The following is a 16,218-nucleotide window of genomic DNA, read 5'->3' as shown; positions in this document are numbered from 1 at the left end:
GACATGGGGGGTCCGGGATCGGTGCAAGGCGCGATGTCCCCGACATGGAGTTGATCAAGGGCAGGAACCACCGAAGTCGGGCCGCGCCTTGCCGGATCCGGCGCTCTACCGGGCGGGGGCGCGGAGGTCGGCGACGAAGGCGCGCCAGGCCCCCGGGGCGAAGGCGAGGGTGCCGGCGTCGCGGGCCTTCGAGTCGCGCACCAGCACGAGGCCCGGCAGGTTGTCGGCGACCTCGACGCAGTTCCCGCCGTTCGTGTTGCTGCGGGTGGCGGTGCGCCAGCGGGGGCGATGGGTGCTCACAGCTCGTTCACCTGCTTCAGGATCAGGTCTCTCGACTGGTCGCGCGGCAGGGCGACCGCCCGCACAGCTTCCCACGCCCGCACCAGCGTGGAAACCCGCTTCGGGTCGGCGAGCACCCGCCCCTCCAACTGGTCCTCCAGGAACGCCAGGTGCTCGCCGCCGGCCGCCTCGGCGAGCGTGAACGGCCCCGACTGACCGATGTAGGGCCCCGCGTCGCAGGGCACGACGTGCACCAGCACCCGGGTCCGCAGCCCGACCTCGGCGAGGTGCAGGAGCTGCTCCTTCAGCACCGCCGGCTCGCCCCGGCGCAGCGCCGCCTCGTCGATGACGAAGATGGTCAGCGGCGGCTCCTTGCGGTCGAGCAGCGCCTGGCGCTCCATCCGGAAGGCGACGTGCTCCTCGACCTTCTCGGGCACGAACAGGCCGCTGGCGAGGGCCGCGCGGGCGTACCCCTCGGTCTGGAGCAGCCCCGGGATGATGACCGGCTCGAAGCAGCGCAGCGAGGTGGCCTCCCGCTCCACCTCCGCCCACGGGCGGAACCAGCCGGGCTGGGCGTCCCGGCGCGCCTCGACGGCCATCCGGGCGAACAGGTCGCCGGTGCCCAGCAGCTCGTCGAGTCGGCGCGCCGTGTCGGGCTGCGGCACGCGCCGCCCCGTCTCGAACATCGCGATCAGCGAGCCGGAGACGTGCACCGCCTCGGCGACCTGGTCCTGGGTCAGCCCCCGCTTGCCCCGCTCGTGTTTCAGGACCAGGGCGAGATATGCGCTCACTCCTCACCGCTCCTCACTGTTGGTTCGGCATCGGTCACGCTGTGCACCGTACTCCCGGCGCTCCTCCCTGTCCGGCCCGACCGGGTCCAGGGTGGAACCACGCGGTCCGGCTGGTGGAGGCGATGCCCGGCGGCCGGGCCTGCGCGGGGCCGCCCCGTACCCCCTTGCGGGGCGGCCCTCCCCCACCGACCAGGAGGCGAGCGCGTGGCAGACCCCCGATGCGACGGCGGCCGACGCCGGCCGCACCCGCCCCTGCGCCCGCTGTGGCTGTGCCGGACGTGCCTTGCCCCGTGGCCCTGCCCGCAGGCCCGGGACGACCTGCTGGCCGCCTACGCCGGGGACCGGGTCGGCCTGTGCCTCTTCCTGGCCTGGCGGATGTTCGACGCCGACGACGACCTGCGGGCGCTGCACCCCGACGACCCGCCCCCGGCCGCCGAGCTGTTCCGCCGCTTCCTGCGCTGGGCGCGCCGCTAGCCCTCGACCGAAGCCGGTCGCGGCCCCGCCGCAGAAGTCGGCCACGCCGACGCCCGTCGGGTGCCCCGTTCACGCGGGCAGCTCCATTAGGCACTGGACCGAGGTCGGTCACCGCCACCCGTGGGCCGCTGAGATCGCGCGAGGAGCGCACCCTGCGACCCGTTAGCATCCATCGGCCGTCCCGGGTGGACCGGGCGGCGAACGACCACGGGGGAAGTGCGCACGGTGTTTCGACGTATCTGCGCGGCGGTGCTGGCCGCGCTCATTCTTGCGACGGCGGCGGGCTGCGCCGACGATGGGCCACGAACGACGGGCGGCCGGGCCGGGGGTGGTCCGGTCCCCGCACCGTCGCCCTTCGTCTCCGGCCCGCCCTGGTACGACGACACGGCCCCCGCCGGGGCGGGCGTCACGGTCGGCGCGAAGGGCACCCCCTGCGAGCTGCCGGTCACGTTCTCGCTGCCCGCCCGGTGGACGGCCGAGCCGGTGGGCGACGCGGCCGGGACCACGCTGGGCGGTTCCCGGCTGCGCTGCGAGGTCGACGCGAAGCCCGCCGGCAACGTGGGCTTCCTGCGGGTCTGGGCGGTCGACGAGGGCACCGGGGACGTGCGCGCCGCGCTGGAGGAGTTCCTGGCCGACGACGACCGGGTCAGCGAGATCGAGTACCGGCGGGGGCGGCGCGGGCCGCTCGACCTGGCCGAGGCGACCTACGTGCAGGCCGACGGGCTGGGCGGCGGCCCGAACCGGCAGCGCGCCCTGGCGGTGGGCGTCCCCGGTGGCGGAACGGTCCTGGTGACCTTCGGCGGGATGGACACCAGCGAGTTCGAGGCGATGTTCCCGGCGTACCAGCTCGCCACGGGCACCCTGCGGGTCAGCCGCTGAGCGTCTCCCCATGCTGATCCCCCGCCGCCCCACGGACGGCGGAACCCGGCGGGCTGCGGGGCTTGAGTCTCCAGCGGCTGGAAGGTGCACGCTGAGCGGGTGACCGACCGCACCGAGCTGTACACCATCGGGCAACTCGCCCGCCGGACCGGCCTGGCCGTGCGCACCATCCGCTTCTGGTCCGACCTCGGGCTGCTGCCGACGACCACGCGGAGCGCAGGCGGCTACCGCCTGTACGACGCGCCGGCGGTGGCCCGGCTCGACCTGTTGCGGACCCTGCGGGGCCTCGGCATCGGCCTGGACGCCGCCCGCCGGATCCTGGACCGCCAGGAGAGCGTTGCCGACGTCGCGGGGGCGCACGTGCGGGCGCTCGACGCCGAGATCCGCACGCTGCGGCTGCGCCGGGCGGTGCTGCGGTCGGTCGCACGACGTGGCAGTACGACGGAGGAGCTGAGAATCATGACCGAACTGGCCCGACTCTCCGCAGAGGAGCGGCAGCGGATCATCGACGACTTCGTCGCCGAGGTCTTCGCCGGGGTGCCCGCCGACGCGCCGGGGGGCGGCCTGGCCGGCGCGATGCGGGCGCTGCCCCCCGCGCTTCCCGACGAGCCCACCGACGCGGAGGTGGACGCGTGGGTGGAGCTGGCGGGGCTGGTCGCCGACCCGGCGTTCCGCGAGCGGGTACGCGAGATGGCGCTGGCCGGCGCGGCGGGCGACTCCGGTGCGGAGCTGCCGCCCACGGCCCTGGAGCAGGCCCGGGAGGCGCTGGCCGCCGGGGTGGCCCCGGAGTCCCCGGAGGCGGCAGCGGTGCTGGCGCACCTCGTGGACCCGGCGCTGCCGGGCCGGGAGCGGGCCGCGCTCGCCGACCGGCTGGCGACCTTCACCGACCGCCGGGTCGAGCGGTACTGGCAGCTCGTCGGGGTGCTCAACCGGCAGCCCCCGTTCCCGCCCTCGGTGCCGGCCGGCGAGTGGCTGATCGCCGCCCTCCGCGCGCCCCGCTGAGCCCACCGGCGTCCGCCACCGTGCGGATCGGCCGCTGACGGGCTCCCGCCCGTCCCACACGGGGGGCGGGCGGGAGCCTCCCGGTCAGCGGGCCGCCGGCACCGCCTCGCGGGCCAGCACGACCGCGCCGAGCAGCGCGGCGTCGTCGGCGAAACCGGAGAGCACCACGTCCGGCCGGTACGGCAGCACGGCGGCGAGCCGCTCCACCAGCAGCCCACGGATCAGGTCGCTGCCGGCCACCCCGCCGACCAGCACCACCCGCTGCGGGTCGAGCAGCAGGCAGCAGGTGGCCAGGTGGCGGGCCAGCTCGTCGACCCGGGCGACCAGCGCGTCGCGGGGCGGGCCGGACCGCTCGGCGGCGGCGGCCAGCCCGGCCGCCCCGCCCGGCACCCCGAGGTCGTCGGCGAGCCGGTCCAGCGCCCGGCCGGAGAAGTCCAGCTCCAGCATGGTGCCCGGCCACGGGCCGCCGGCCACGGCGTACCCGATCTCGCCGGCCGCCCCGTGGTGGCCGGGCAGCACGGCCCCGCGCACGGTGACCGCCGCCGCGACCCCGGTGCCGAGGCCGACGACGAGGCCCGGGTCGGCGTCGCGCAGCGCGCCGAAGCGCAGCTCGGCCAGGGCGGCGGCGTTCAGGTCGTTGTCGACGGCCACCGTCGGCACGCCGAGCCGGTCGCGGACCGCGTCGGCCAGCCGGAGCCGGTCCCAGCCGGGCACGTTCGGGGCCAGGTCGATCCCGTCGGGCCGGACCACGCCGGGCGAGGCGATCCCCGCCGCCGCGACCGGCGCGCCGACCCGACCCACCAGGGTCACGGCCAGCTCCAGCGCGCGGTCCAGGGCCTGCGGGGCGCCCTTCTCGGCGTACGTCGGCACGCGCTCGCTCGCCAGCAGCCGGCCCTCACCGTCGGCCACCCCGACGGCCATCTTCGTGCCGCCGAAGTCGATGCCGAGCAGCACGCCCTCGTCCCCGGCCAGCGACGCGGGCTCTCCCGCCCGACCAACCAGCCGAACGGTCATCGGGCAGCCTTGGCGGCTACCGCGTCCAGCGCCTCGTCGGCCTCGGCGAGCCGGGCCCGCACGCCCGCCAGGCGGCCGGCGACGCCGTCGAGGGTGCCACGCAGCACCGTCACCTGGGCCCGGACCGCGCCCGCGCCCGGCCCGTCGGCCTGGGCCCGGTCGAGCACCAGCGCGGGGCGGACGGCGGCGGCGATCAGGTCGCCGATCGCGTCGTCGCCGAGCCGGTCGGTGACGCCCTCGGCCGCCGCGCGCACGCCCTCGGGGGTCCAGGTGTCCGGCGCGCCGCCGCGCACCAACCGTCCGACGACCGAGTGGGCGGCCCGGAACGGCACCCCGTGCCGGGTCAGCGCGTCGGCGGCGGCCGTGGTGGTGGCCCCGGAGGCGACGATCTCCTCCCGCGACGGCGGCTCCAGCGGCTCGATCTCGGCGAGGAAGCCGCCGAGCAGGGCGAAGAAGCGGTACGCCCGGTCGTTGCTCTCCCAGAGCCGCACCTGCACGTCGGTGGTGGCGTTGTTGGAGTCCTCCCACCACGCCGCGCCCACGTTGTTGAGCACGCTCGCGGCGTCGGCGGCGGTCGCCCCGGCCATCGAGACCAGGTGCTCCAGCACCACCGGGTTGCGCTTCTGCGGCATGATGCTGCTGCCCTGGGTGAAGTCGCCGGGGGTGGTCACCCAGCGCCAGCTCAGCCAGTCCATCAGGGTGCGGGCCAGCCGCGCCCCGGTGGCGAGGGCCTGGGCGTTGAGGGTGCCGACCCGGACCAGGTGGTCGGCGCCGGCCACCGCCTCGTACGAGTTGGTGACCAGGCCGCCGAAGCCGAGCAGCTCGGCCACCCGGGCCGGGGAGATGTCCAGGTCGGTGCCGGCGAACGCGCAGGACCCCAGCGGCGAGGTGTTGAGCTGGTCGATGAGGTCGGCGTACGCGACGGCCTCGCCCGCGAGGGCCTCGGCGTACCCGGCGAGGGCGTGGCCGATCGTGGTGGGCTGGGCCGGGCGGCGGTGGGTGTAGCCGGTGATCACCACGTCGGCGTAGCGGTCGGCGGCGTCGAGGGCGGTGGCCCCGGTGGCGAGCACCCGGTCGAGCACCCCGAGGAGCTGGTCGCGCAGCAGCATCCGGAAGACCCCGGCGTCGAGGTCGTTGCGGCTGCGGGCCATCTGCACGTCGAGCTCGGAGGTGGGGATGCCGCAGGCCTCGGCCAGCCGCTTCTCCATGAGGTAGTAGGTGTCCTCGAAGGTGCCGTCGAACGCGGGCGCGCCGCCGGTGTCGGCGCGCAGCTCCGCCAGCCCGCGCAGCAGCCGCGCGCCCCGGTCGGCGGGGATCAGCCCCTGCTCGGTCAGCATGACCACGTGCGCCTGGCTGGCCCGCACCATTGCGGGGAAGAGGTGCCCGACGTGGTGCTCGTAGGTCGGCCGCAGGTGGTGCCGCTGGTAGGTGGTCAGCGCGGGTGTGTCCATCAGGGTCTCTGCTTCCTTCCGTGCCGGACGCGACGACGCTCGCCGCGCCCGGGCGTCAGCCGGTCTAGTCGTGCGCGCCGAGCAGGCGCTCGGCGTTTCCGGCGAAGATCGCGGCCAGGTGGTCGTCGGGCAGGCCCAGCTCCCGGCAGATCCGAAGCTGGTCGTCGAGGTAGCGGGTGACGTAGCCGCGCGGGAACCACGACGAGTCGCTGCCGTAGACGATGCGGTGCGGGCCGATCGTCTCGTAGCAGCGCCGGAACAGCTCCTCCAGCGTGAGCTTGTACGGCATCCAGCGCACCCACTGGTTCGAGCCGGACGTGTCGACGTGGATGTTCGGGCAGCCCCAGGCGGCGAAGAGGAGGTCCTGCACGTGCTGGACGCCGAAGTGCGGCACCACCACGGCCAGCTCGGGGAAGCGCCGCGCCATCCGGGCCAGCTCGTCCGGGCCGCCGTGGCGGCCGTGGGAGAGGCCGCCGGCGCTGCCGTAGTGCCCGATGTGGATGAGCACCGGCACGCCGAGGCGCTGGGCGGTGCCCCAGAGCGGGTCCAGGTCGGCGTGGTCGAGGGGGCCGCGCAGCAGCGGGGCGAAGAGCTTCAGCCCGCGCAGGCCGCGCTCGGTGACCGCGCGCTCCAGCTCGCCGGCCGCGTCCGGGCCGTACGGGTCGTGGTGGGCGAAGCCGAGCAGCAGGTCCGGGTGCCGGTCCACCACGTCGGCGACGGTGTCGTTGCCGCCGCCGGTGACGAAGACGGCCCGGCGCACGTTCACCCGGCGCAGCTCCTCGGCCCAGCGGTCCGCCTCGTCCTGCCAGCGCTCGGCGGGGGGCTCGGGGTCACCGAAGCCCCACGCCTGCCGCCAGCCCTTGGCGTACGGGGCGGAGGCGGCGGCGCGCACGGCCCGCTCGTGCTCCCCGCCGGGGTGCATCCCGGCGGCGTCCTCGCAGGCCCGGATCGTCTCATCCGCGCCGATGCGGAAGTGCAGGTGGAAGTCGACGACGTCCAGTCCCCGGTCGACGGTCACGATTCCTCCTCGGAGACGGGCAGCGGGTCGGCGGTGGGCGGGGCGGGCGGCGCGGCGGCCACCCAGGCGGCGACGATCTCGCGCAGCCGCGCCCCGGCCAGCTCGCGCACGCGCCGGCCGGCGGGCTCGTCGGCCAGCGAGACGTGCCCGGACCAGCCCTGCCACGGGTCGGGCCGGGACTCCACCAGCACGTACGGGTGGCGCACCGGCAGCTTCGGCTTCGGCGGCAGGTCGTCGACCGCGTCGAGCCGCACCGCGCCCGGGTCGAACCCGAGCACCCCGGACGTCTCGTACGCCCCGCCGTGGCCGCGGGAGACCAGCGGCCCGTACAGCTCGGCGGTCTCGTCGGGGGTGACGAGCTGGAACCAGTTGACCAGCAGCAGGCTGGCCGTCCGCCGCCCGGAGACCCACTCCATCGCGGCGCGGACGGTGGACATGTTGGCGTCGTGGCCGTTGACGACCAGCAGCCGGGGGAAACCGGCCGCCACGATCCCCTCGATGACGTCGGCGAGGTAGCCGACGGCGATCTCCGGCCGGATCGCCACGGTGCCGGGCCACGGCCGGGTCTGCCCGGGGCAGGCGGCGTACGGCACGGCGGGGAAGACCACCCCGCGCGGGCCCGGGGCCGCGGCCTCGTCCGGGGTCCCGCCACCGGACGAGGCCGGGCCGCTTCCGGTGCCGCCCGCGGCGACGGCGCTCTCGCCGGCGAAGCCCTCGGCGAGGATCAGGTCGGTGCCCAGCGGCAGGTGCGGGCCGTGCCACTCGACCGCGCCGACCGGCAGCACCGCGAAGTCCGCCGCGTCGGCGACCGCCGCCAGCTCCCCGCCGGGGACCCGGGCGGCGGGGAGCAGCCCGCCGCCGGCCAGCCAGGTGGCGATGTGGTCGTCGCGCGTCACGCCGTCCACTTCGCCGCCTCCCGGCTCGACCGCCGGCCGCCCTCCAGCCGGCCGGAGACCACCATCACCACGAAGATCAGGACGACCTGGAGCATCCCGTACGCGGCGGCGGTGCCGACCTCGAACGAGTACATCCGGTTGTTGATCTCCACGGAGATCGGCGCGGTCTCCGAGGTGTAGATGAGCACCGAGGCGACGAACTCGCCGACCCCGTTGACGAAGGCGAGCAGCGCGCCGGCCAGCACGCCCGGCAGCATCAGCCGCAGCGTGACCGTGCCGAACGCCCGCCACCAGGACGCCCCGAGGTTGCGCGCGGCCTCCTCCAGCGACGGGTCGATCTGCGCGAGGGTGGCCGAGCTGGAGCGGAACACCAGCGGCAGGAACCGCACGAAGTACGCCAGCGGCATGATCCAGAAGGTGCCGATGAGGACCTGGCCGAAGCTGAACGCGTTGCCGGTGCTGAACGCCGAGATCAGGTTGATCGCCACCACCGTTCCGGGCAGCGCCCAGGCCAGCATGACCGCCACGTCCAGCAGCCCCCGGCCGCGGAAGTTCAGCCGGCGCACCGCGTACGCGACGAGCACGCCGACCACGACGCAGGCGACGGTCGCGATGAAGCTCATCTGCAGCGAGTTGACGATCGGCTGGAACGCCCTCGGCTCGGAGAAGATCGTGACGAAGTTCTCCGTCGTGTACGCCGACGGCACCACCTCGGTCGTCCACGAGCCGTCCTTCGAGAACGCCACCAGGGCGATGGTCGCCACCGGGGCCAGCAGCACGGCCGTGGCCAGCAGCGACGCGGCCAGGGCGAACCACTTGCCGAACGGGTTCGTGATCTCCCGCCGGTGCGCCGCGACGCCCTTGGACTGGGAGCGGTAGCTGCGCCGCCCCTCGTACCAGCGCATCCAGAGCAGGAACAGCACCGACACCACGCCGAGCACCGAGGCGTACGTGGAGGCCATCGGCAGGTCGCCGTTGGTGCGGTTGATGTAGATCTGCATGGTCATCGTCCGGTCCACCCCGAACAGCAGCGGGGCGGTGTACGACGCCAGCGACGTCATGAAGACCAGCAGCGACGCCGAGACCAGGGCCGGGGTGAGCATCGGCAGCAGCACCGTGCGCCACACCCGCACCCGGGAGGCGCCCAGGTTGTACGCCGCCTCCTCCACCGAGGGGTCCATCCCGCTCAGCGCGGCGGAGGCGGAGAGGTAGAAGAACGGGTACATGGTGAACGTGTGCACCACCAGCACGCCGGCGATGCCGCTGAACGGCAGCACCGGGTTCTCCGCGCCGAAGAGCTGCTGGAGGCCGCGCGGCAGGATGCCGGTCTCGCTGTAGAGGAGCTGGAACGAGATCGCCCCGATCAGCGGCGGCAGGGCCGCCGGCACCAGGATGATCGCCTCGATCAGCTTCCGGCCCGGGAACGAGAAGCGCTTGAGCAGGAACGCCATCGCCACGCCGACGATGCCGCAGAGCAGCACGCTGGCCGCCGAGATGACCACCGAGGTGATCAGGGAGGAGCGGGCCACCCCGTCGCCGGTGAGGAAGGCGCCGTAGTTCTCCACCCCGTCCACGCCGACGCTCTCGGCGAAGGTGGCGAACATCGGCTGCACCACGTACCCGAAGAGGATCAGGGCGAGCGGGAACACCAGCACGTACGGGAACCAGCGGGAGCCGGCACCGCCGCCGAAGCGGTCGGCCAACCGGCGGCGCGGGCCCGGCGGCGGCGTCGGCTCCTTCGTGACCGGGGCGACGGTCGCCGGGCCGGAGGCGGCGGGGATGGTGGTCACGGACGCACCACCCACATCCGCTCGCGGTTGAGCCGCAGCCCGACCTGGTCGCCGACGGCGAGCCCGGCGGGCACGTCCACGGCGGCCACCTGCACCTGCTCGCCGGCGGTGTCCACCACGAGGTTGGTGGCCATGCCGGTGAACTCGACCTCGGCGATCCGACCGGGCAGCGCGCCCGGGTCGGTGGTCGTGGTCAGGCCGATGTGCTCGGGGCGCACCGACACCAGCGCGGTCTCGCCCTGACGCAGCCCGTGGCCGGCCGGGGCGGGCGCGGCGATCTCGCCGCCGCCGGGCAGCCCGACCGTGACGCCGGCCTCCGTCGCGGCGAGCACCGGCAGGCTGAGCACGTTGCTGCGGCCGATGAAGCGGGCCACGAAGCTGGTGGCCGGGCGGTGGTAGATGTCCTGCGGCGCGCCGATCTGCTGCACCCGGCCGGACTGCATGACCGCGATCCGGTCCGACATGGCCATCGCCTCGGCCTGGTCGTGGGTGACGTAGATGCCGGTGGTGCCGGCCTCCTTCTGGATGCGGCGGATCTCCGTGCGGGTCTCCTCGCGCAGCTTCGCGTCGAGGTTCGACAGCGGCTCGTCCAGCAGCAGGGTCTTCGGCCGGATCACCAGGGCGCGGGCCAGGGCGACCCGCTGCTGCTGGCCGCCGGAGAGCTCGTCGATGCGGCGGTCGCCGTACCCGGCGAGGTGCACCTGGCCGAGGGCCTCCTCGACCCGGCGCTTCGCATCGGCCCGGCCGACCTTGCGGATCTTCAGCCCGTACGCCACGTTCTGCGCGACGCTCATGTGCGGGAAGAGCGCGTAGTTCTGGAACACCATGCCGGTGTCGCGCTTGTTCGGCGGCCGGCGGGTCACGTCCTCCTCGCCGAACCGGATGCGCCCGGAGGTGGGGAAGTAGAACCCGGCCACCATGCGCAGCGTGGTGGTCTTGCCGCAGCCGCTCGGGCCGAGCAGGGTGAAGAACTCCCCGGCGGCGATGGTGAAGTCGACGTCGTCCACGGCCGCGGTGTCGCCGCCGCGCGCGAAGCGCTTGCTCACCGACTCCAGCGTGACATCGATCATGATGTCCTCTCCTCTTGCGCTACGTGGGGGCCGGCTGAAGGAAGGGCACCTTCTTGACGCCTCCGGTAGAGAAGGGCGCCCCTCTCACACCGGCCGGGCGCGACCCTGCCGGCGAGCGGTGACGCCGGGGACGGAAGAACCCGTCCCCGGCGTCCGCCGCGTCAGCCCTTGTTCTTGATCTGGCCGTTCCAGTGGTTGATCCACTCGGTCTCGTTCTTGCCGATCACGTCCCAGTTGACGTCCAGCGGCTTGAGGTTGAGCTGGGCCAGCCACTCCGGCTTGTCGGCGATGTCCACGGCCGGGATCTGGAAGTAGTCCTTGGCCAGGGTGCCGCGCAGCGAGTCGTCGAAGAGGAACTCCATGAACTTCTGCGCGCCGGTGGTGTTGCCGCCCTTGACCGCGGCGATGCCGTCGACCAGCACGGGAGCGCCGGAGGCCGGCATCACGTACCCGAAGGGCATGTTCGCCTGGTTGGCCTGGAGCAGCACGTCCTGGAGGTTCCAGGCGCTGAGCACGCCCTGCTGCCGGGAGAGCTTCAGGTACAGGTCGGCCGGGTTGGCCGCGTACGAGCCGGTGTTGGCGTCGAGCTTCTTCAGCCAGTCGTACCCGGGCTGGGGGTTGCTGCCGTCCGGGGACTGCCGCATGATCATCGCGGCGTAGATCGACCGCATGGTGCCGGACGCCGCGACGTCCCGAATGACGATCTTGTCCTTCCACTCCGGCTTCAGCAGGTCGTCCCAGTCCTTCGGGGCCTGCTCCGGGGTGAGCGCCTTGTTGTTGTACATGATGACCTCGGGGAGCAGGATCTCCCCGAACCAGCGGCCCTCGGCGTCCTTGTACTTGGCGTCCATCTTGCTGGCGAAGGCCGGCTGCCAGCCGGTCAGCAGGTCCTCGGACGCGCCGGCGGAGAGCCCCTGCTGGGTGCCGCCCCACCAGACGTCGGCCTGCGGGTTGGCCTTCTCCGCCCGGACCCGCTCCAGGATCTCCTGCGCGCCCAGGTTGAGGATCTCGACCTTGCCCTTGTACTCCGGGTACTTCTTGGTGAACTCGTCCACCACGAAGGTCGAGACCTTCTTGTCGCGGGCCGTGTAGATGGTCAGCTTCTCGGCGCTCGCGCCGCCGGCCTTGTCGTCGTCGCCGCCACCGCCGCAGGCGGTGCCCGCGGCGAGGACGGTGGCGAGCGCACCGGCGAGGAGAAGGCGACGTCTCATGGAAAACCTCCGAGGGGATTGCGGTGGGGTAACTTGCGGGGTCAGGGGCTGGGCAGCAGGGTGGGCAGGCCGGCGGCGGCGGCCGAGAGCGCGTAGCTGACCGCGCCGTGCAGCACGGCCCGGTCGCCGAGCACCGCCCGGCGTACCTCGGTGGCGCTCGGCGCGGCGGCGGCGACCAGGGTCTGGAGCCGGGCGACGGCCGCGTCGTCGAGCTGCGCGGCGGCCCCGCTGAGCAGGACCCGGCCCGGGTCGGCGACGCAGACGCAGGAGACGATCAGCCGGGACCAGGCGGCCAGGACCTCGCCGAGGTACGCGGCGGCCCGCTCGTCGGCGCGGGCCAGCTCGACCAGGGCGGTCACCGGCGCGTCGGGCCGCCGCCCGGGGGCCAGGGCCACGACCCGCTCGGCGATGGCGTTCTCCGACCAGCGCGCCTCGAACGGGCCGACCCCGTCGTGGCCCCGGTCGGCCGGGTCGAGCGGCAGGAAGCCGACCTCGCCGGCGGCGCCGCCCGAGCCCCGGCGCACCTGGCCGTCGAGCACGAGTCCGGCGCCGATGCCGTCGGCGACGTGCAGCAGCAGCAGGTCGGCGACGTCGCTGCCGGCGCCGACCGCGTGCTCCCCCGCCGCCATCAGGTTGACGTCGTTGTCGATCACCACCGGCACGCCGAGACACCGCTGCAGGGCCTCCCCTATCGGCCGGCCCTCGACCAGGCCGACCGAGGGGGCCAGCCGGACCGCGCCGCCGGAGGAGACGCCGGGGGCGGCGATGGCCACCCCGCGCAGCGCCGGCAGGCCGTCGCCGGCCAGCTCGGGCACCGAGCGGCAGATGGTGTCGATGATGTCCCCGGCGAGCCGGACGGTGCGGTGGGCGACCACCGTGCCGTCGCTGTCGGCGATCTCGCAGCTGATCCGGGAGGGCTCCAGCGCGACGGCGGCGACCAGCTCGGCGCGCGGGTTGAACTCCAGCATCGCCCGGGGGCGGCCGGCGCGCGACGCCCCCGGCCCCCGTTCGATCAGGTAGCCCTCGGCGATCAGCTCGCGCACGAGCGGGGTGAGCGTGGCGGGACTCAGGCCGGTGAGCTCGGTGAGCTCGGCGCGGGAGAGCACCCGCACCTGGCGGGCGGTGGAGATCACGGACAACCGCTTGATCTCCTTCGACCGCTCCCGGCTCACCGGGCTCGTTGGTGGCGTCACCACGTCAGTCACACTTCCTTCCTACGGCGAACGAACTATTGAGTCAAGTAACGAAATCGTCTCGGATTTCTGGGAACACCCAACTGACCAGGAAGAACGCCCCCATCCGCAGCGCTGCGGCACCCTTGCGCAAGGCGGCCCGCCGGCACCGCAAGGGGCGCGCCGGCGGGAGTTAATTTCTTTCGCAAAGAAAGAAAGACTTTGCAAACCATTGACTGGCCGCCTCGCCGGTCCCTAGCGTCACCGGGCGAAGGCCTTCCAGTGTGTACGGAACCCCGTGCCGCTGCGTACCCCGGTGACGCGACGCCCATCGGCGCCCATCGCCCCGTCCCCACCTCTCGCCGTCCGAACACGACACCCGCGTCGACGCGCCGCGTCCGACGACGGTCGTCGCTGCCCGGGCCCCGTGGTTCCGAAAGGATCTACATGCGAATCAAGGCGTTCCTGCTACCCACGGCGCTCGCCCTGGCCCTGTCCGGGGTGCCCGCCGCAGCCGTCGCCGCGCCCGCCGACCGCTCCGACGCCGTCGACCTCGACGTGCTCTTCGTCAGCGCCCACCCCGACGACGAGGCCGGCAGCCTCGCCACGATGGGCCAGTGGAAGGAGCGGTACGGCGCCAAGGCCGGCGTCCTCACCATCACCCGGGGCGAGGGCGGCGGCAACGCCGTCGGCCTCGAGGAGGGCCCGCCGCTCGGCATCATCCGCGAGCGCGAGGAGCGCACCGCCATCGGCAGGGCCGGGGTGGAGAACCTCTACAACCTCGACCGGGTCGACTTCTGGTACACCGCCTCCGCCCCGCTGTCCGAGCAGATCTGGGGGCACGACGACACCCTGGCGAAGATCGTCCGGGTGATCCGGCAGACCCGGCCCGAGATCATCATGACGATGAACCCGTCGCCGACCCCGGGCAACCACGGCAACCACCAGCAGGCCGCCCGGTTCGCCGCCGAGGCGTTCCACGCCGCCGCCGACCCGGCCGCCTTCCCCGAGCAGATCCGCGAGGAGGGGCTGCAGCCGTTCCGGGCGGCGAAGTTCCTGCGCACCGGGGGCACCGGCACCTCGGCCACCGGGCCGCAGTGCGCCACCAGCTTCGTCCCCACCGTCCCGACCGACCAGGTCTTCGGCGTCTGGGAGGGCACCCCGAGCAAGACCGGCAAGACCTGGGCCGAGATCGAGGTCGACGCCCGCCGGGACTACGTCACCCAGGGCTGGGCGGGCACCGCCGCCGCCCCCACCGACCCGGCCAAGATGCGCTGCGACTTCTACACCCTGGTCGAGAGCCGCGTCCCGTACGACCCGGCGGACACCTCCCCCGAGGCGATCCTTCGCGGTTCCGTGCTGCCCGCCCAGGCCGGCGGCCTGCCCGCGGGCACCGAGCTGTACCTCACCACCGACCGCTTCGACGTCGCCCCCGGCGAGACCGTCGAGGTCACCGCGCATGTGCGAGCGCCCCGGGACCGGGCACTGGCGCAGCCGAAGGTGGACCTGCGGCTGCCGCAGGGCTGGAAGGTCACCGGCCCCGGCGCGCTGAAGGGCGCCGTACCCGCCGGCAAGGAGCGTGCGGTGACCTTCACCGTGACCGTTCCGGCCGACGCCGCCACCAACCGCCAGCAGCTCGTCGGCGCGACCCTGAGCACCAACCGGGGGACCGGCCGCACCGACCGGGCCGTGCGCGTCGTCGCCGACGTGCGCGGCACCCTGGAGCCGCTGGAGGAGGTCGGGGTGTTCCGGCAGTGGGCCGGCGACAGCGCGTACCCGCAGCTCGACACGCTGATCAAGCCGGTGCTCCCCATCGGCTCCGGCAAGAGCCGGTCGGTCCGGGTCGACCTGCGCAACCACAGCGAGACCGCCCAGAGCGGCACCGTCGCCCTCGGCCTGCCCGCCGGGTTCACCGCCGACGCCGCCACGAAGAGCTACACCAACCTGGCCCCCGGCGCGACCGGGGCGGTCACCTTCACCGTGACCAACACCGACGCCACCCTGCCGACCGCCAACGAGGGCGGCACGGGCGGCGACTACGGCATCACCATCACCACCACCAGCGCCGCCGGCAGCACCGTCGAGACCGGCGCCCTGGAGATCGTGCCGACGACCGAGGTGCCGCGGGCCGGCCAGCAGAACGCCGTCGACGGCGTGGCCTCCCCCGGCGAGTACCCCGGCCCGGAGCTGGACCTCTCCCGCATCTGGGAGGGCGAGGCCACCACGCCGCAGGACGCCTCGGCGAAGGGCCGCGTCGCCTGGACCAAGGACGCGCTGAAGGTGTTCGTGCAGGTCACCGACGACGTGCTCGGCACGAAGGTGGTGCCGCAGGACTGCAAGCGGCAGCGCCGCACCGACAGCGTGGAAATCATCGTCGACCCGAAGGGGAACTCGGCGAACACCTCCACGGTCTTCAAGGCCGGCATCTTCCCGGTGACCGACGACCCGGCCAACGGCAACCCGCCGTGCTGGCAGCGCGACGCCGACAACCGGCAGGGCCCGGGCGACACCACCGCGCCGGGGATGACCGTGGTCAGCAAGGTCACCAGCCCGTACACGGGCTACACCATCGAGGCGAGCATCCCGTTCTCGGTGCTGCCCGACGCGGTGGACCCGGCCCACATGGGCCTCAACATCCTGGTCTACGACTCGGACACCCAGGACCTCACCTCCCAGTCCCGGCTGGGCTGGTCCACCTTCACCGGCGTCCGGGCCGACCCGTACCGCTACGGCCTGGCGACCCTGCCCGGCTACACCCCGGCGCCGCAGCAGCCCAGCGCCCCGGTGTTCCCGGACACCGCCGCCCGTAGCGTGCACAGCCCGCAGACGATCGCCCAGTCGGCGGTCGACGGGGTGGCCCCGGCCGCCGTGTCCCGGCTGCCGGAGAAGGCGCTGCGCCTGACCGACCAGCGCCGGGTGGCCGACGGGGTGCGGGTGACCCTGCGCGCCGACCGGGCCGGCACGGCCTACCTGTACGCCTGGGACGGCAACGCCGCCCTCGGCGAGCGGAAGGTCGAGCTGAAGGCCAACCAGTCGGTGACCGTCGTGGTTCCGGCCACCTCGGGCAAGCCCACCGACCTGCTCGCCGCGTTCGAGTCGAACGGCTCGGCCCTGGCCAGCAGCCTCCCCCTGCGCTGACGCGTGCAAGGAAGGGCCCCTTCTCAACAGACG

General features: G+C 74.1%; 14 protein-coding genes. 4 read left to right on the top strand and 10 right to left on the bottom strand.

The annotated features are described in order from the left end of the window. Positions 1-105: 105 nt before the first annotated feature. Positions 106-300 (bottom strand): DUF397 domain-containing protein, encoded by a 195-nt coding sequence (locus tag LPU43_RS22930; protein ID WP_229402565.1) that lies wholly within the window; start codon positions 298-300, stop codon positions 106-108. Beyond that, positions 297-1,070: a helix-turn-helix domain-containing protein gene (locus LPU43_RS22925; protein ID WP_229402564.1), complete on the bottom strand. Its 774-nt coding sequence runs from the start codon at positions 1,068-1,070 to the stop codon at positions 297-299. Before LPU43_RS22925 ends, LPU43_RS22930 begins: the two co-directional genes overlap by 4 nt. Before the next feature lie 204 nt (positions 1,071-1,274). Here LPU43_RS22925 and LPU43_RS22920 point away from each other — a divergent pair, with 204 nt between their 5' ends. The 3 genes from LPU43_RS22920 (at position 1,275) to LPU43_RS22910 (ending at position 3,425) form a co-directional block, all read left to right on the top strand. Beyond that, complete coding sequence (locus LPU43_RS22920; protein WP_229402563.1) at positions 1,275-1,544, top strand: hypothetical protein; 270 nt, start codon at positions 1,275-1,277, stop codon at positions 1,542-1,544. Between the two features lie 225 nt (positions 1,545-1,769). Continuing rightward, on the top strand, positions 1,770-2,423 hold the full coding sequence (locus LPU43_RS22915; RefSeq protein WP_229402562.1) for a lipoprotein: 654 nt from the start codon (positions 1,770-1,772) through the stop codon (positions 2,421-2,423). A 99-nt stretch (positions 2,424-2,522) separates the two neighbouring features. Then, the gene (locus LPU43_RS22910) at positions 2,523-3,425 is read left to right on the top strand and encodes a helix-turn-helix domain-containing protein (protein WP_229402561.1); all 903 of its coding nucleotides are present in this window, start codon (positions 2,523-2,525) and stop codon (positions 3,423-3,425) included. An 84-nt stretch (positions 3,426-3,509) separates the two neighbouring features. Here LPU43_RS22910 and LPU43_RS22905 read toward each other — a convergent pair whose 3' ends face one another. The 8 genes from LPU43_RS22905 to LPU43_RS22870 form a co-directional block, all read right to left on the bottom strand. Further along, positions 3,510-4,439, bottom strand: coding sequence for an ROK family protein (locus tag LPU43_RS22905; protein ID WP_229402560.1), 930 nt, complete (start codon positions 4,437-4,439; stop codon positions 3,510-3,512). Then, positions 4,436-5,890: an argininosuccinate lyase gene (locus LPU43_RS22900; RefSeq protein ID WP_229402559.1), complete on the bottom strand. Its 1,455-nt coding sequence runs from the start codon at positions 5,888-5,890 to the stop codon at positions 4,436-4,438. Before LPU43_RS22900 ends, LPU43_RS22905 begins: the two co-directional genes overlap by 4 nt. 64 nt (positions 5,891-5,954) lie before the next feature. Beyond that, positions 5,955-6,908, bottom strand: coding sequence for an amidohydrolase family protein (locus LPU43_RS22895; protein ID WP_229402558.1), 954 nt, complete (start codon positions 6,906-6,908; stop codon positions 5,955-5,957). Continuing rightward, the gene (locus tag LPU43_RS22890) at positions 6,905-7,813 is read right to left on the bottom strand and encodes a creatininase family protein (protein WP_229402557.1); all 909 of its coding nucleotides are present in this window, start codon (positions 7,811-7,813) and stop codon (positions 6,905-6,907) included. The genes LPU43_RS22895 and LPU43_RS22890 overlap by 4 nt, the downstream gene beginning before the upstream one ends. Continuing rightward, positions 7,801-9,594 (bottom strand): ABC transporter permease, encoded by a 1,794-nt coding sequence (locus LPU43_RS22885; RefSeq protein WP_229402556.1) that lies wholly within the window; start codon positions 9,592-9,594, stop codon positions 7,801-7,803. Before LPU43_RS22885 ends, LPU43_RS22890 begins: the two co-directional genes overlap by 13 nt. Beyond that, entirely contained in the window at positions 9,591-10,664 is a 1,074-nt protein-coding gene (locus LPU43_RS22880; protein ID WP_229402555.1) for an ABC transporter ATP-binding protein, read from the bottom strand. Before LPU43_RS22880 ends, LPU43_RS22885 begins: the two co-directional genes overlap by 4 nt. Before the next feature lie 161 nt (positions 10,665-10,825). After that, on the bottom strand, positions 10,826-11,875 hold the full coding sequence (locus tag LPU43_RS22875) for an extracellular solute-binding protein (protein WP_229402554.1): 1,050 nt from the start codon (positions 11,873-11,875) through the stop codon (positions 10,826-10,828). Positions 11,876-11,916: 41 nt separating this feature from the next. Then, on the bottom strand, positions 11,917-13,080 hold the full coding sequence (locus LPU43_RS22870) for an ROK family protein (protein ID WP_229402553.1): 1,164 nt from the start codon (positions 13,078-13,080) through the stop codon (positions 11,917-11,919). Between the two features lie 414 nt (positions 13,081-13,494). Between LPU43_RS22870 and LPU43_RS22865 the strand changes: the two genes are divergently transcribed. Beyond that, entirely contained in the window at positions 13,495-16,185 is a 2,691-nt protein-coding gene (locus tag LPU43_RS22865; RefSeq protein WP_229402552.1) for a sugar-binding protein, read from the top strand. Positions 16,186-16,218 lie beyond the last annotated feature (33 nt).

Source organism: Micromonospora okii, assembly GCF_020884795.1.
Classification (GTDB): domain Bacteria; phylum Actinomycetota; class Actinomycetes; order Mycobacteriales; family Micromonosporaceae; genus Micromonospora; species Micromonospora okii.
The sequence above is the reverse complement of the archived record's forward strand: the minus strand, read 5'-3'. Positions and strand labels throughout refer to the sequence as shown.

Coding starts and splice junctions, on each gene's coding strand:
- LPU43_RS22905 (WP_229402560.1), bottom strand. CDS start 4,439: ATGACCGTTCGGCTGGTTGGTCGGGCGGGAGAGCCCGCGTCGCTGGCC.
- LPU43_RS22900 (WP_229402559.1), bottom strand. CDS start 5,890: ATGGACACACCCGCGCTGACCACCTACCAGCGGCACCACCTGCGGCCG.
- LPU43_RS22880 (WP_229402555.1), bottom strand. CDS start 10,664: ATGATCGATGTCACGCTGGAGTCGGTGAGCAAGCGCTTCGCGCGCGGC.
- LPU43_RS22875 (WP_229402554.1), bottom strand. CDS start 11,875: ATGAGACGTCGCCTTCTCCTCGCCGGTGCGCTCGCCACCGTCCTCGCC.
- LPU43_RS22865 (WP_229402552.1), top strand. CDS start 13,495: ATGCGAATCAAGGCGTTCCTGCTACCCACGGCGCTCGCCCTGGCCCTG.